At 63.4% G+C, this 15177-nt stretch carries 17 protein-coding genes; 12 read left to right on the top strand and 5 right to left on the bottom strand.

Going from position 1 to position 15177, the window contains the following annotated elements:
• Positions 1–23: 23 nt before the first annotated feature.
• From mpl to AC3Z8Y_RS21250, 3 genes are read left to right on the top strand one after another with little or no spacing between them, the layout of a single operon-like run.
• A complete protein-coding gene (gene mpl / locus AC3Z8Y_RS21260; RefSeq protein ID WP_490087464.1) occupies positions 24–1373 on the top strand; it encodes a UDP-N-acetylmuramate:L-alanyl-gamma-D-glutamyl-meso-diaminopimelate ligase in 1350 nt (449 codons plus the stop codon).
• Positions 1370–1999, top strand: coding sequence for a flavin prenyltransferase UbiX (gene ubiX / locus AC3Z8Y_RS21255; protein WP_181117443.1), 630 nt, complete (start codon positions 1370–1372; stop codon positions 1997–1999). Before mpl ends, ubiX begins: the two co-directional genes overlap by 4 nt.
• Positions 1992–2276: a YceK/YidQ family lipoprotein gene (locus tag AC3Z8Y_RS21250; RefSeq protein WP_490087463.1), complete on the top strand. Its 285-nt coding sequence runs from the start codon at positions 1992–1994 to the stop codon at positions 2274–2276. Before ubiX ends, AC3Z8Y_RS21250 begins: the two co-directional genes overlap by 8 nt.
• 11 nt (positions 2277–2287) lie before the next feature.
• Here the strand turns inward: AC3Z8Y_RS21250 and AC3Z8Y_RS21245 are convergent, their stop codons facing one another.
• The 3 genes from AC3Z8Y_RS21245 to AC3Z8Y_RS21235 form a co-directional block, all read right to left on the bottom strand.
• Positions 2288–2929, bottom strand: coding sequence for a Rossmann-fold NAD(P)-binding domain-containing protein (locus tag AC3Z8Y_RS21245; protein ID WP_490087462.1), 642 nt, complete (start codon positions 2927–2929; stop codon positions 2288–2290).
• A 16-nt stretch (positions 2930–2945) separates the two neighbouring features.
• The gene (locus AC3Z8Y_RS21240) at positions 2946–4673 is read right to left on the bottom strand and encodes a C13 family peptidase (protein WP_490087461.1); all 1728 of its coding nucleotides are present in this window, start codon (positions 4671–4673) and stop codon (positions 2946–2948) included.
• 84 nt (positions 4674–4757) lie between these two features.
• Positions 4758–5213, bottom strand: coding sequence for a MaoC family dehydratase (locus AC3Z8Y_RS21235; RefSeq protein ID WP_490087460.1), 456 nt, complete (start codon positions 5211–5213; stop codon positions 4758–4760).
• 160 nt (positions 5214–5373) lie between these two features.
• On the opposite strand from AC3Z8Y_RS21235, the gene AC3Z8Y_RS21230 reads away from it, so the two are divergent.
• The 3 genes from AC3Z8Y_RS21230 to AC3Z8Y_RS21220 are packed head-to-tail and all read left to right on the top strand — an operon-like array spanning position 5374 to position 7059.
• Positions 5374–5751 carry a CidA/LrgA family protein gene (locus AC3Z8Y_RS21230; protein ID WP_490087459.1) on the top strand — a complete coding sequence of 126 codons (378 nt, stop codon included), beginning with the start codon at positions 5374–5376 and terminating at the stop codon, positions 5749–5751.
• A complete protein-coding gene (locus AC3Z8Y_RS21225; RefSeq protein WP_490087458.1) occupies positions 5741–6457 on the top strand; it encodes an LrgB family protein in 717 nt (238 codons plus the stop codon). Before AC3Z8Y_RS21230 ends, AC3Z8Y_RS21225 begins: the two co-directional genes overlap by 11 nt.
• A gap of 11 nt (positions 6458–6468) precedes the next feature.
• A complete protein-coding gene (locus tag AC3Z8Y_RS21220; RefSeq protein ID WP_490087457.1) occupies positions 6469–7059 on the top strand; it encodes an LON peptidase substrate-binding domain-containing protein in 591 nt (196 codons plus the stop codon).
• Positions 7060–7086: 27 nt separating this feature from the next.
• Here the strand turns inward: AC3Z8Y_RS21220 and AC3Z8Y_RS21215 are convergent, their stop codons facing one another.
• Positions 7087–8403 (bottom strand): bifunctional DedA family/phosphatase PAP2 family protein, encoded by a 1317-nt coding sequence (locus AC3Z8Y_RS21215; protein WP_490087456.1) that lies wholly within the window; start codon positions 8401–8403, stop codon positions 7087–7089.
• A 2-nt stretch (positions 8404–8405) separates the two neighbouring features.
• Positions 8406–9083 (bottom strand): DNA-3-methyladenine glycosylase, encoded by a 678-nt coding sequence (locus AC3Z8Y_RS21210; protein ID WP_490087455.1) that lies wholly within the window; start codon positions 9081–9083, stop codon positions 8406–8408.
• A 166-nt stretch (positions 9084–9249) separates the two neighbouring features.
• Here AC3Z8Y_RS21210 and AC3Z8Y_RS21205 point away from each other — a divergent pair, with 166 nt between their 5' ends.
• Genes AC3Z8Y_RS21205 through rodA form a run of 6 tightly spaced genes read left to right on the top strand, consistent with a single transcriptional unit; the run spans position 9250 to position 15160 of the window.
• Complete coding sequence (locus AC3Z8Y_RS21205; RefSeq protein WP_490087454.1) at positions 9250–10524, top strand: glutamate-5-semialdehyde dehydrogenase; 1275 nt, start codon at positions 9250–9252, stop codon at positions 10522–10524.
• The gene (gene nadD, locus AC3Z8Y_RS21200) at positions 10521–11189 is read left to right on the top strand and encodes a nicotinate-nucleotide adenylyltransferase (RefSeq protein ID WP_490087453.1); all 669 of its coding nucleotides are present in this window, start codon (positions 10521–10523) and stop codon (positions 11187–11189) included. Before AC3Z8Y_RS21205 ends, nadD begins: the two co-directional genes overlap by 4 nt.
• 54 nt (positions 11190–11243) lie before the next feature.
• Entirely contained in the window at positions 11244–11633 is a 390-nt protein-coding gene (gene rsfS, locus AC3Z8Y_RS21195) for a ribosome silencing factor (RefSeq protein ID WP_490087452.1), read from the top strand.
• Between the two features lie 8 nt (positions 11634–11641).
• Positions 11642–12109 (top strand): 23S rRNA (pseudouridine(1915)-N(3))-methyltransferase RlmH, encoded by a 468-nt coding sequence (gene rlmH / locus AC3Z8Y_RS21190; protein WP_490087451.1) that lies wholly within the window; start codon positions 11642–11644, stop codon positions 12107–12109.
• 20 nt (positions 12110–12129) lie between these two features.
• Positions 12130–14025, top strand: coding sequence for a penicillin-binding protein 2 (gene mrdA / locus AC3Z8Y_RS21185; RefSeq protein ID WP_490087450.1), 1896 nt, complete (start codon positions 12130–12132; stop codon positions 14023–14025).
• A gap of 31 nt (positions 14026–14056) precedes the next feature.
• A complete protein-coding gene (rodA, locus tag AC3Z8Y_RS21180) occupies positions 14057–15160 on the top strand; it encodes a rod shape-determining protein RodA (RefSeq protein ID WP_181117556.1) in 1104 nt (367 codons plus the stop codon).
• Positions 15161–15177 lie beyond the last annotated feature (17 nt).

Here is a 15177-nt window from a genome sequence, read left to right as displayed (position 1 = left end):
CTCGACGTTTTTCGAGGTCGAACATGCATATCCACATTCTTGGCATCTGCGGTACTTTCATGGGCTCGCTGGCGGTTCTCGCCAAGGAATCGGGGCACCGGGTAACCGGCTCCGACGCCAATGTGTACCCGCCCATGAGCACGCAGCTTCAGGCCCAGGGCATCGAACTCACCCAAGGCTACGATCCGGCGCAGCTTGAGCCCGCCCCGGACCTGGTGGTGATCGGCAACGCCTTGTCGCGCGGCAACCCTGCCGTGGAATATGTGCTGAACAAAGGCTTGCCGTACGTCTCCGGGCCGCAATGGTTGGCCGATCACGTGCTGCAAGGGCGCTGGGTGCTCGCGGTCGCAGGCACTCACGGCAAAACCACCACAAGCAGCATGCTCGCGTGGGTGCTGGAGCATGCTGGCATGGCGCCGGGGTTCCTGATCGGTGGCATTCCGCAGAATTTCGAAGTGTCCGCCCGGTTGGGCGATACGCCGTTCTTCGTGGTGGAAGCGGACGAATATGACAGCGCGTTCTTCGACAAGCGTTCCAAGTTTGTTCATTACCGGCCGCGTACCGCTATCCTGAACAACCTTGAATTCGACCATGCAGACATCTTCCCTGACCTGGCAGCGATCGAGCGGCAGTTCCATCACTTGGTACGTACCATTCCGGGCGAGGGGCTGATCATCCATCCGCAGAGCGAAACGGCCCTGGCCCGCGTGGTGGACATGGGCTGCTGGACGCCGGTGCAAACCACTGGCGAAGGTGGGCAATGGCAGGCGCGGCTATTGGCCGAGGACGGCTCCCGGTTTGAAGTGGTGTTCGATGGAAACGCCGAAGGCGTAGTGGAATGGCCGCTCACCGGCCAGCATAACGTGGCCAACGCCCTGGCGTGCCTGGCGGCAGCGCGGCACGTAGGCGTGGTACCGGCGCTGGGGATTGAAGCACTGTCCCGTTTCCGCAACGTGAAGCGGCGCATGGAAGTTGTGGCCGAAGTAAACGGTATTACCGTGTATGACGACTTCGCCCACCATCCCACCGCCATTGCGACTACCCTGGACGGTTTGCGCAAGCGGGTAGGCTCCGCCCCTATCATTGCCATCGTCGAGCCGCGCTCCAATTCCATGAAGCTGGGCGCTCACCGCGACGGGCTGCCCGCCAGCGTCAGCCAGGCGGACCAGGTGATCTGGTATGCCCCGCCGAACCTGGGCTGGGACCTGGCGGCTACCGCGGCCCAGTGCACGGTATCGAGCACAGTCGCCGATAACCTGGACGCGATCATCGCTCAGGTAAAGGCACAGGCAACGCCCGGCACGCATGTGGTGATCATGAGCAACGGCGGTTTCGGCGGCCTTCACGGCAAACTGGCTGAGGCGTTGAAATGAGTGGCCCGGAACGTATCACCCTGGCGATGACCGGCGCGTCAGGCGCCCAATACGGCCTGCGGCTGCTCGATTGCCTGGTGCGCGAAGACCGCGAGGTGCATTTCCTGATTTCCAAGGCGGCGCAGTTGGTGCTCGCCACGGAAACCGACGTTACCCTACCGGCCAAGCCCCAGGCGATGCAGGCATTCCTTACCGAATACACCGGTGCCAGCGCTGGCCAGGTGAAGGTTTACGGCAAGGAAGACTGGATGGCCCCGGTTGCGTCTGGCTCCGGAGCGCCCGGCGCCATGGTGGTGGTGCCATGCTCTACCGGCACGCTGTCGGCCATCGCCACCGGTGCCTGCAACAACCTGATCGAGCGCGCCGCAGACGTTACCCTGAAGGAACGCCGCCCGTTGATCCTGGTGCCTCGCGAAGCACCGTATTCCACGCTGCACCTGGAAAACATGCTCAAGCTGTCCCGGATCGGCGCGATCATCGTGCCGGCTTCTCCGGGTTTTTATCATCAGCCGCAGACCATCGACGACCTGGTGGACTTCGTGGTGGCGCGCATTCTCAACCTGCTGGACATCCCGCAGGACATGCTCCCACGCTGGGGCGAGTACCACGTGGGCAATGATGAATAAAGCCTGGCTTTTATTGATGCTGGCGCTGGCCACGGGCTGTGCCAGCGTCAAAACCCTGGATGCCGCCAAGCCCGGCGCGCCGTTGGTGTATGCCGGCACACGGCTGGACCTGTATGCGCTGAACGGCGGCTGCTGCGCAATGGACCGCTTCGGCACGCAAGCGCCCGCCTGGCCTGCCGCTGATTTGCCCGCCAGTGCCCTGCTGGATACGGTGCTGTTGCCGTTTTCGCTGCTGGCAACGCTAGGGATCGGCTACCAGGCTCAGGGCGGGCTGTAGGTTCGCCCCGCTTATCGCCCCAGCTTACGCAGTTCGTCCGATTCCACCACCCGCACGCCGTTGTCCTCCTCCAGCGCCAGCCGCCACAGGGCGCGGGCCAGGTGGCAGGCTTCGATCCCATGGTATTTACCCGGAATCAGCCGGGAAAGCGGGGCGGCGATCTGTTCCGCCAGGCGGGGTTCGCTACGGTTGCCGATCAGGATCGAAGGGCGTGCCAGGGTGAGTTGTGGCCAATCCTGCTCCCTGAGCGCCAGCTCCAGCTCACCCTTCACCCGGCTGTAAAACACGGACGACGTTGGGTCGGCATCGATGGCGCTCACTACCAGCAGGTGGCGGGCGCCGAGCTCACGGGCGCGCTGGGCGAATGCGATCACCAGGTCGTGGTCGATCGCTCGGAACGCTTCCTGCGAGCCCGCTTGCTTGATGGTCGTGCCCAGGCACGAGAACGCGATATCCACCGGCCCCTGAAGGGTAGGTAGCAAAGCGCCCAGTTCACCCACCGGGTTCTCCAGCCGGGCATGCTCTGCCAAAGGGCGGCGGGTTGGCGCCAGTACCCGGCTCACCGTTGGCTCGTTCAGTAGCCGATCCAGCAAATGCTCACCCGTAAGGCCGGTGGCACCCGCCATAAGGATATTTTGCGGTGTGAGGTACATGGTGCCTCCTGCGCTATCAGTGGCTGGCCGCCGGTTGCGATTGCGTGTCATGGTCGGCGCCGCTATGAAGCGCAGCGCTGGCTTGTTGCTGGCGTAACCGATGCCAGTGGGTCAGAACGCCCTTGGGCGCCCACATCTGGGGCTCCGAGGGTTCGAAATTCTCGGCCTGCTCGCGTTGCGCCACGATGGCGCCGGCCTGTTCGAAAGCCGCTTGCAGGTCATCGGTTTCGGTCAAGGCCTGGGCGAACAAGGCATCGCCGAAGTAGGTGAAGTCGGCCTCCTCGGAGCACCCGAAGGACACTCGGTCTGGCCGGGAGGCGGTGATCACCAAGGTGCGGTCGTTTTTCAGTGGCTCAATGAACCCCCCGGAATAACAGGCAGACACCACGACGACCTTGTCCCTGTCTTTCAAAGGGGCCATCAACACGGCCAGGTCCTGGGCAGAAAGGTCACCCAGTTGCAGCCGGGGTTGCTCCAGCACTAACTCATGTTCCGGCGTGCCGTGGCTGGTGAGGTAAATGAATACGAGGTCTTCCGGGCCGCTGCGTTGGGCAATGGTTTGCACTGCACGGGCGAGGGTTTCTCGGGTGGCCATCACCCGGTCCACCATATGGTCCCGGTGGTTCACAAGCGTTAATCCACCTACCGCGCCAAAGCGGCTGGCGAGCAGGTCATGTACATAATCCGCTTCCCGCATGAACACGCTTTGTTCCCCGTCGCCGCCCACCGTCAAACTATAGAGCTCAACGGCAGGGCTGGAGTTCGGCACCCGCGCCAGGGCACGTTCCAACAGGCTGCCCTGGGCGAGCATCCCTTGTTCCAGTGGGTCGGGCAGGGCACGGTCATGCTCATCACGTACCCGCCGGCCTTCCAGCCAGTAGCCTTCCTGACGGTTGCCGTTCGCAAGCACCAAGGTGCCCTTGCCTTGATAGGCGTCATTGACGAAGCCCCCGGTGTAGAGACTGCCGTCTGCCGAAGCCAGCTGGCCCTCACCATGGAAATGCCAGTCGGCGAACTCGCCCTGGTAATGGCTGCCATCGTTGGCGAAGAGATCGCCCGGCCCGTTCGGTGCGCCTTCCTTGAACTGGCCGATCCACACGTCCCCCGCCTGGGTTTCGTAACGGCCACGCCCCTCGAGGCGCCCATGGTGGAAGTCGCCGATGTACTGGTCCCCGTCACCGTTGCTGAAGGTGCCGTGCCCCTCCAGTTGGCCGTCCACGAAGTGCCCGCTGAACTGGTTGCCGTCGGCGTCGGTGCGCACGCCTTCACCATTGGGCTGGCCACGTTCGAAATCGCCCTGATAGGTGCTGCCATCGTCCAGGTCGAGATGGCCCGCGCCGGCATACTGGTCATTCTGGAAGCCGCCGCGGTAGCTGCGCCCCGGCTCTTTCAGAAACCCTTCGCCTTCGCGCTTGCCCCGCTTGAAGGCGCCGGTATAGGTGGTTGCGCCCGTGGTCAGCGTGCCTTGGCCGTCGAACAACCCTTGGTTGAATTCGCCGCGATAAATTTCACCGTTCGGCCCATGCCATTCGCCGGCGCCGTTCCACTGGCCATCCCTGAAGGTGCCGGCGTACCAGCTGCCATTGGGGTAATCCACGCGGCCCTGGCCCTGTAGCACACCATCGACGACATCGCCCCGGTATTGCCCACCGTCGGGCAGGCGCGCGTCGGCGGGCAACAGCGGTTTACCCTCGCCGCAAGCAGCAAGGAACAGGCACAAGGCAAGTGGAACGAGTGAGCGCATGACAGGGTCCGGGCAATCGAAGCGCCGAGTATGCCGCACAAGCTGTTGTCGCATATAGCCTTTGCCGCCCTTACACGCGCCTGCTCAGACGAAACACAGTGAAAGCGGCTCGGCTACATACGCAGGCTTCTCCTGGCCTTCGATTTCCAGCGTGGCCCGGGCCCGTAGCAGCCATTGGCCCGCTCGCTTCTCACTGGCTTCTACCAGTGCAAGGCGCAAGCGCACGCGAGAGTTCACCGGCACCGGCTGCATGAAGCGCACCGCTTCAAGCCCATAGTTGACGACCATCTTCAGGCCTTCCGGCAGCACCATGATGCCCTCCAGCAGATGCGGGATCAGCGACAAGGTAAGAAAGCCGTGGGCAATCGTGGTACCGAAGGGTGTAGCGGCGGCGCGGACGGGGTCGGTGTGGATGAACTGATGATCGCCCGTTGCTTCGGCGAACAGATCGATCCGGGCCTGGTCGATAGTCAGCCAGTCGGAGCAGCCGAGCTCCTGGCCGATATGGTCCGCCAGACGGTCGGCGGGTACGTAGCGCATGGTTGAATCCTGAAGGCAAGACAGGGTTGGCAACCACCGCAGCTCATCATGCGGTCGTTGGCACGGTCAAGCGAAGGCTGGCCCGATCCACTCCATGAATACCCGATGCCGTGGCTATAATGCCCGCCGAATCATGGGTTGCCGCATAACGGAGAGAGCGATGTTGTTGAAAGGGCTGACCTGGCTGATCGTATTCCAGTTGTTTGGCACGGCCATCCATGAATTGTTCCTGCCCCTGCTGCCCGGGCCGATCATAGGGTTGCTGTGCCTGCTGGGTTGGCTGATCTACCAAGGCGAAGTACCGGAGCCTGTCGAGTTGGCAGCGTCCAGCCTGCTGCGCTACTTGCCCCTGCTGCTGGTGCCGCCGGCAGTGGGTGTAATGGTTTATGCGTCGCTGATTGCTCAACACTTCTGGGCCATTATCGGGGCGCTTGGTATTTCCGTCGTCGCCTCGCTGGGGCTTACCGGCTGGCTGATGAACCGGCTTATCGCCGCCAAGGCGCGCCGCGCTGAGCGAGGCCTTGGCCATGATGCTTGATTGGCAGGGCGCCGTTACGGCCGTCACTCACCATCCCTTGTTCGGAATGGGCGTTACCCTTGCGGCTTACCAGCTCGCCATGGCGCTCTACGAGCGCACGCGGCTGGTGTTCCTGCAACCGGTGCTGCTGTCGATGGTGATGGTGGTGGCAGTGCTGCTGCTCTGTGGCCTGAGCTATGCCCAGTACCGGCAAGGCACTGAAATCTTTGCCACTCTGCTGGGCCCAGCCACTGTCGCCCTTGCAGTGCCGCTTTTCCTTAACCTGCGGCGCATTCGCCAATTGCTCTGGCCCACGCTTGTCACGCTCGTGGTGGGCGGCGTGGTGGCGACAGCTTCCGGCGTATGGTTGGGGTGGTGCTTCGGGGCGGATCACGAAACCCTCATGACCATGGCGCCGAAGTCCGCTACATCACCCATCGCAATGCTGGTAGCCGACCAGATTGGCGGGGTACCCGCCCTCGCAGCGGTGTTCGTTCTGACCACCGGGGTGATCGGCGGGATCTTCGGGCCGGGAATTCTTCGGCTATTGAAGGTCGAAGCACCCGAAGCCCGCGGCATGGCGCTGGGGCTTACATCCCATGCGGTCGGCACGTCGGTGGCCCTGCAGGAAGGCGAAACCTGTGGAGGGTTCGCCGCGCTGGGCATGAGCTTGATGGGTTTGGCCACGGCGGTATTCCTGCCCCTGGCCGTTAGCCTGTTCGTATAGAGGAAAGCCTGATGACGCTGCCGTTATTTCCGCTCAACACCGTTTTGTTTCCGGGATGTACGCTCGACCTGCAGATTTTTGAAGCGCGTTACCTGGACATGATTGGCCGGTGCATGAAGCAAGGCGAAGGCTTTGGCATCGTGTGCATCCTGGAGGGCCACGAGGTTGGCGAGGCGGCCAGCGCTTACGCTGAAATCGGCTGCGAGGCCCGGGTGCTGGACTTCCAGCGGCAGGACAACGGCCTGCTCGGCATCCGTATCGAAGGCGGGCGCCGCTTTGAGGTAGAAAGCGTTGAGGTGCAGCGGGACCAACTGATCGTGGCGCAGGTGAGTTGGCTGCAGGAGCACCCCGATGTGCCGCTGCAGGGAGAGGACGAAGACCTGCTCGCGCTCCTGTCCGCGCTGGCCGACCACCCGCTGGTGGCGGCGCTGGACCTCGGTGGCACGCCTGCCGGGCGCCAGGGCCTGGCCAACCGCTTGGCGTACCTGCTGCCGTTCGATGAACGGGACAAGCTCGACCTCCTCGAGATGACCGACCCTACCATTCGCCTGGCGATGGTCCAGGAGCTGCTCGAGCGGATGCAGGGTGACCTTCAGGCCTAACCCGCCCTGGGCTGTCCAGCCAACGGTTCAGTATGCATAGCGTGCCAGGGCATTGGCCAGGTCATGCCAGGTGAACCAGGCAAACAGCAGCAGGCATGGCACCAGCAGCAGCACCCAGGTGCGCCAGCCGAGAGGTTCGAGGCGGTGCACCCGCAGCGTGATCGCCAGCCCCGCAGCGCACACAAACACCGCCAGCAGGGCGCCGGCCAGCACGTCGGTAGGCCAGTGGGCACCCAGATACACCCGCGACAAGGCGATCGACAAAGCGGGAATGCACGCCATCAATACCCACGTGAGGCGCATGCGCGGCGGTTGCCCACGGCTGGCCAGTACCGCCAGTACCAGGAAGAACGCAAACGACGCCGAGCTGTGACCACTGGGCATGCTGTAGGTACTCAAGGGTGTGCTCAGTACCTCTGGCCGCGTGCGTGCAAACAGCCACTTGAGCGTGCCATTGCCCAGCGCTGTGCATAGCAACACGCCGCCAGCAAAGAGTGCATGGCGCCAGTGCCGGGCCACCAGCAGCAGGCTGGTGAGCAGCACGCCTACGCAGAGCTGGGTGCGGAAATCCCCCAGGCGAGTCACCGCCACCACGATACGGTCGAGCAGTTCGCTGCGGTGCTCCTGCACCAGCGTGACCAAGCCCTCATCGAAGTGAGTAAGGTAAGGCCAGCCCAGGAACACCGAGAGCATGAGCACGAAACTCGCCGCGCTGGTGACGACCGTGGCGCTGGGTTGGCGGCGCAGGCTGCTGTTCACTGCCAGGCCAATAAGCACTACCAGGCCGATCACTACCACCGCCGCCTGCGGCCAGAAGCCCGGTGGCAGCGGCAAGCGTACGGCGGCGCCGGTCATCCACCCAGGCAGCAGATACGCCACGGACCACCCCGCGGCGGCCACCAGGCTTACCAGAATGAACCGCGGCAGTGGCATTTCAAGCATGCCTGCGACCATCGGCAGCATCGGGCGCAACGGGCCGATGAAGCGGCCTACCAGCAAGCTGGCAACGCCGTACCGTTGAATGAACGTCTCGGCGCCGCCCAGCCACTGGGGGTGGCTGCGCAGGCCGGGCAGGCGCCGGATGTTCTGGTGCATGCCGCGGCCTATGGCATAGGACAACCCGTCCCCCAGCAGCCCGCCGGCGTAGCCGAGCAGCAAGGTGTCACCCAGGCCGAGCGCGCCACCCCCGGCCAGCGCCGACACCGCGAACAACGCGACGGTGCCAGGCACCACAAGCCCGGCCACGGCCAGGCATTCGATACAGGCCACGGTAAAGATCGTCGCGCCCAGCCACTGGGGGTTGGCGCCCAGCCATTGGTTCAGTTCGGCCAGCCAGGCGTGCATGGTCAGTGTCCTTGAGTAATCAGCTGATAGTCGCGACCTTCGACTTGCCCCCGTCGCAGCGGGTTCCGGGTACAGAAGCGAGCGTATTGGGCGTCCACGAATCGGTAGGGCAAATGCTCGTCCCGGCCCAGGGGAATACCCAGGCGGGTAGTCTGGACCACCACCGGTACCTGGTTGCCAACGTCTTCCACGTAAAGGCCTTGAGGGTCGAACCGCCGAGCGTTCCACATGGGGACCTTCAATCCCAGGGCCCGGCACAGCAAGGTTTGCCCCGCGCATAGCCGCTCGGGTGGCCGCGGCTGGCCGCTGGCATCGGGATTGTTGAGGGTCATGCGTGCAAGCGCGTTTTCATCGCTGACGTCGTCCACCCAGGGAAAACCCGATTTGATCAGCACGGCGTTGCCCGGGCCATGGGCGCTCAGGTTCAGCGAGTCTCCGCCGCGGGCGTAGTACATATAAATATGGCCGCCGTCGAGAAACATGGCCCTGCGGCTTTCGGTGTAGCCCAGGGAGGAGTGGCTGCCTTTTTCTGCCTGATAGTAGGCCTCGGTCTCGATGATGCGGGCGGCCAGCCAGTAATCGCCCTGACGATGACGGATGACCTTGCCCAGCAGCTCGCGGGCTACAAGCAGTGCATCGCGGTCGAAAAAAGAGTCAGGCAAAGGGGCGTGAGAGGGCATATCACCAAATACGGCCGATGGAATGAACCCAGATGATAGCAAGCCCATGGGAAAGGTTTCAGCGCCTTGACAACGGTTGTTTGTAACCATCTGCCCGGCGCCGCTGTTAGTCGCTATCCGTCGCAGCTATAATCAGCGGCTTTCCTCTTTTCCAAGCCGTGGAATCATGACTGAGCCCGTCCTCGACTACATGCAACGCCTCGGGCGCGCCGCGCGCGACGCTGCGCGGGTCATTGCGCGAGCAAGCACCCGCCAGAAGAACCAGGCCCTGCTCGCTACCGCCGACGCGTTGCACGCCGCTCGTGAGTCGCTGGCCACGGCCAATCAGCTGGATCTGGACGCCGCCCGCGCCAGTGGGCTGGAGCCCGCGCTGGTCGACCGCCTTGCGCTCACGCCGGCTCGCATCGACGGCATGATTGCCGGGCTGCGCCAGGTCGCGGCGCTGCCCGATCCGGTCGGTGCCATCCGTGACATGAGCTATCGGCCGTCGGGTATTCAGGTCGGCAAGATGCGCGTACCGCTGGGTGTGGTGGGGATCATCTACGAATCCCGCCCCAACGTGACCATCGACGCCGCCAGCCTGTGCCTGAAGTCGGGCAACGCAACCATTCTGCGCGGTGGCTCCGAGGCTATCCATTCCAACCGGGCCATCGCCGCTTGCGTCAGCCAGGGGCTGGAGGCTGCCGGCCTTCCGGCGGCAGTGGTGCAGGTAGTGGAGACCACCGACCGCGCCGCCGTCGGCGCGCTCATCACCATGCCCGAGTATGTGGACATCATCGTGCCCCGTGGCGGGCGCGGCCTGATCGAGCGCATCAGCCGCGACGCACGCGTACCGGTTATCAAACACCTGGACGGCATCTGCCATGTGTATGTTGCTGCCCACGCCGACCTGGCCAAAGCGCAACGTATCGCCTTCAACGCCAAGACGTACCGTTATGGCATCTGTGGCGCGATGGAAACGTTGCTGGTGGATGCCACCGTGGCTGCCGCGTTTCTCCCTGCCATGGCCGCGCAATTGCGCGAAGAGGGTGTGGAGCTGCGTGGCTGCGAGCGTACCCGCGCCCTGATCGACGCACTGCCTGCCACCGAACAGGACTGGCAAACCGAATACCTGGCACCCATTCTTTCCATTCGGGTCGTCAGCGGGCTGGACCAGGCCATCGAGCATATCAACCACTATGGCTCGCACCACACCGACGCCATCGTTACCGAGCACCAGGGCGAATCCCGCCGGTTCATGGCCGAGGTGGATTCGGCGTCGGTCATGCTCAATGCGCCCACCTGCTTCGCCGACGGCTTCGAATATGGCCTTGGCGCAGAAATCGGCATTTCCACTGATAAACTGCATGCCCGTGGCCCGGTGGGCCTCGAAGGGCTCACCTGCGAAAAATACGTAGTGATTGGCGATGGCCAATTGCGTGGCGAGTCGAACGCCCATTGAGTGACCAGGCACAGGGCGCAAGCCCCCGCCGGATCGGGTTGCTGGGAGGCACGTTCGATCCTGTGCACATCGGCCACCTGCGCAGTGCGCTCGAGGTGGCCGACATGCTGGCGCTGAGTGAGTTGAGGCTGGTACCCAATGCCCGCCCACCGCACCGCGGTCAGCCCCAGGTCAGCCCCGAGCAACGGCTGGCCATGGTGCAGCAGGCGGTGCAGGGCGTCGCTCCGCTTCAGGTGGATGGCCGAGAACTGCTGCGTGAGCGGCCGTCCTATACCATCGAAACGCTGGAAGCCGTGCGCGCCGAGCTTGCCACCGGTGATCAGCTGTTTCTCCTGGTGGGCTGGGATGCCTTCTGTGGGCTGCCGGCCTGGCACCGCTGGGAGGAGCTGCTCTGGCACTGCCACATCATTGTGTTGCAGCGCCCGGACGCTGACAGCGAACCGCCCGACGCCTTGCGTAACCTGCTGGCCGCCCGCGCGGTCAGCTCCCCGTCCGGCCTCGAGGGGCCGGCGGGAAGTATTGCTTTCGTCTGGCAGACACCCCTGGCGGTGTCCGCTACCCAGATCCGTCAGCTGCTGGCCAGCGGCAAGTCGGTTCGTTACCTGGTGCCAGACGCGGTATTGGCCTACATCGAGGCGCACGGGCTGTACCGTGCGCCCAATTGACCGGGCAGCGACGGAATACTCCGCGCCCCGACCACACGAGTTGATGAGTTTTATATGAAAAACCCTGCAATGAAGAGCGAAGAGCTGGTCAAACTGGCCATCGCGGCCCTGGAAGACGTCAAGGGCCAGGACATCCTCACCATGGATGTGAAAGACAAGACGAGCATCACCGATTACATGGTGATCGCCACGGGTACTTCCAACCGCCAGCTCAATGCCATGGTCGAGAAGGTCCGTGAAAACGTGAAGGCCAAAGGTGTGCAGCCCTTGAGTGAAGAAGGCAAGGGCGACAGCGACTGGGTACTGCTGGACCTGGGCGATGTGGTGGTTCATGTGATGACTGCCGCGGCACGCCAGTTCTATGACCTGGAGCGCCTGTGGCAGGGTGCCGAGCAAAGCCGCGCCCAGCACGCGCCCGACCCGCACGCTGCCGACCAGGAATAAGTACCGCCGTGCGTCTGCGTCTGATCGCGGTCGGCTCGCGCATGCCGAAATGGGTGGAAGAGGGCTGGCAGGAATACGCTCGCCGCTTGCCGGCGGAACTGCCGCTCGAGCTGGTGGAAATTCCACTCAATACCCGTGGCAAGAATGCCGACGTCACCCGCCTGATCCGTCAGGAAGGGGAGGCAATGCTGGCCAAGGTTCAGCCTGGCGAACGCGTGGTTACCCTGGAAGTGCACGGCAAGCCGTGGAGCACCGAGCAGCTGGCTACCGAGCTGGACCGCTGGCGCCTGGATGCGCGCACCGTGAACTTCATGGTGGGCGGGCCCGAGGGGTTGGCGCCCGAGGTATGCGCAAGGGCCGACCAACGCTGGTCGTTGTCGGCGCTTACCTTGCCCCATCCGCTGGTGCGCATTCTGATCGGCGAGCAGGTCTATCGGGCGTGGACGGTGTTGTCCGGCCACCCCTACCATAAATAAGCCTTAAAAAGCCCTCTTCGATGTCCCAGCCAATCCGCCTCAAGGACCACGAAAAAGACGCCCGCCTTGTGCGTGGGCGCGTGGTCGTGGGCGCGATAGCGGTGGTGGTGTTGATCGCCGTGCTGGTGGCGCGGCTGTATTTCCTGCAGGTTGTGCAGTACGAGTACCACTCCACCCTGTCGGAGAACAACCGGGTCCACGTACAGCCGATTCCGCCAAGCCGTGGGCTGATCTACGACCGTAACGGGGTGATCATTGCCAACAACCGGCCGAGCTTCAACCTGAGCGTGACCCGCGAGCGCGCCGGGGATTGGGAAGCCATTCTCGACCTGATCGTGGAGGTACTGGAGCTCACCCCCGAAGACCGTACGCTGTTCGAGAAGCGGATGCGGCAGGGCCGGCGGCCGTTCGAGCCGGTGCCTGTGATGCAGGAGCTGACCGAAGAGCAGATCGCGCGCATTGCGGTGAATCAGTTCCGCCTACCCGGTGTAGAAGTGGTCGCCCAGCTCACCCGGCATTATCCCCAGGGTGCGCACTTCGCCCACTCTGTGGGGTACATGGGGCGCATCAACGAGAAAGAGCTCAAGGTGCTCGATCCGGTCAATTACAGCGGCACCCATCAGATCGGCAAAACCGGTATAGAGCGGTTCTACGAACCCGAGCTGCATGGGCAGGTAGGCTATGAAGAGGTAGAAACCAATGCCCGAGGGCGGGTGCTGCGGGTGCTCAAGCGCACCGACCCCGTGCCCGGCAAGGACATCCAGCTCACGCTGGACATCCAGCTGCAGGAAGCTGCCGAGGCGGCGCTCGGCGGGCGCCGCGGGGCCATCGTCGCGCTGGACCCAAGCAATGGCGAAGTGCTTGCCATGGTCAGCCAGCCCAGCTTCGATCCCAACCTGTTCGTCACCGGCATTCCATTCAAAACCTACGCCGAGCTGCGCGATTCCATCGACCGCCCGCTGTTCAACCGCGTGCTGCGCGGCCTTTACCCTCCCGGCTCGACCATCAAGCCTGCGGTAGCCATCGCCGGGCTCGACAGCGGCGTGATCACGCCTTCCAGCCGCGTGTTCGATCCCGGCTATTACACGCTGCCCAATTATGACCACAAGTACCGTAACTGGAACCGCAGCGGTGACGGCTTCGTCGACCTCGACACCGCGATCATGCGCTCCAACGACACCTATTTTTATGACCTGGCGCACAAGCTGGGCATCGACCGCCTGGGCGACTACCTGTCTCGCTTCGGCATAGGCCAAAAGGTTTCCCTGGACATGTTCGAAGAATCGCCCGGGCTCATGCCTTCGCGTGAATGGAAACGCATTACCCGCCGGCAGGCGTGGTTCCCCGGTGAAACCCTCATCCTGGGGATCGGCCAGGGCTACATGCAGGCCACGCCTTTGCAACTAGCCCAAGCGACCGCGTTGATCGCCAACAAGGGCCGCTGGAACCGGCCACACCTGGCGCGGACCATCGAGAACCAGCCGCCGAAAGATCCTTCACCCATGCCTGATATCGTGCTACGCGACCCGAGCGACTGGGCGCGCGTGACACACGGCATGGAGCAGGTGATGCAGGGCGCCCGGGGCACCGCGCGCAAGGCGGCGATAGGCTCGGTGTACCGCATCGCCGGCAAAAGCGGTACCGCTCAGGTGGTCGCGATCCGCCAGGGCGAGCGCTATGACCGCAACAAACTTCAGGAACGGCATCGCGACCACGCGCTGTTCGTGGGCTTCGCGCCAGCAGACAACCCAAAAATCGTGGTAGCGGTGATGGTGGAAAACGGCGAGTCGGGCTCTGGCGTGGCGGCCCCGGTGGTGCGCCAGGTGATGGACGCCTGGCTGCTTGGCCCGGACGGCCGGCTGAAGCCGGAGTACGCCAGCGCGTCGGCACCTGAGGTAACCGCCCGTGAAGAATAATTTCGACCGTATTCTCTCCAGCGAAGACGTGATGCGCCGCCGCGCCACCTTCCTGCAGCGCATCCACGTGGATGGCCCCTTGCTCATCCTGCTGCTCACGCTGGCCAGCGGCAGCCTGTTCGTGCTGTATTCGGCCAGCGGGAAAAGCTGGGACCTGCTGATCAAGCAGGCCACGTCCTTCGGGATCGGCCTGGTGTCCATGTTCGTCATCGCCCAACTGGAGCCCCGGTTCATGGCACGATGGGTGCCGCTCGCCTATGTGATCGGGGTAGTACTACTGGTGGTGGTAGACGTGATGGGCCATAACGCCATGGGGGCTACGCGCTGGATCAACATTCCGGGGGTGATTCGCTTCCAGCCCTCGGAGTTCATGAAGATCATCATGCCGGCAACCATTGCCTGGTACCTGTCCAAGCGAACCCTGCCGCCTCACCTCAAACATGTTGCAATCAGCCTCGCCTTGATCGGCGTGCCGTTCGTGCTTATTGTGCGCCAGCCTGACCTGGGCACCTCCTTGCTGATCCTTGCTTCGGGTGCGTTCGTGCTGTTCATGGCAGGCCTGCGGTGGCGCTGGATACTCAGCGTGATCGCAGCCGCGGTACCGGTGGCAGTCGCCATGTGGTTCTTCATCATGCACGACTACCAGAAGCAGCGGATTCTCACGTTCCTCGATCCTGAAAGCGATCCCCTGGGTACCGGCTGGAACATCATTCAGTCCAAGGCTGCGATCGGCTCGGGCGGTGTGTTTGGCAAGGGCTGGCTGCTGGGTACCCAGTCCCACCTGGATTTTTTGCCTGAAAGCCACACGGACTTTATCATCGCGGTCCTCGGCGAAGAGTTCGGCCTGGTGGGCATCTGTGCCCTGCTGCTCATTTATCTGCTGCTCATTGGCCGTGGGCTGGTGATCACCGCTCAGGCGCAAACCCTCTACGGCAAGCTGCTGGCGGGTAGCCTGACAATGACGTTCTTCGTATATGTGTTCGTGAACATCGGCATGGTAAGCGGCCTTCTTCCAGTGGTTGGCGTGCCCTTGCCCTTCATTAGTTACGGCGGAACTTCGCTCGTGACGCTACTGTCAGCGTTTGGGGTTTTGATGTCGATCCATACCCATCGCAAGTGGATCGCTCAGGTTTGAATAAGGTGAAGATTTCA

This window comes from Pseudomonas sp. 3MAES_34.3B, from assembly GCF_058145875.1.
The sequence above is the reverse complement of the archived record's forward strand: the minus strand, read 5'-3'. Positions and strand labels throughout refer to the sequence as shown.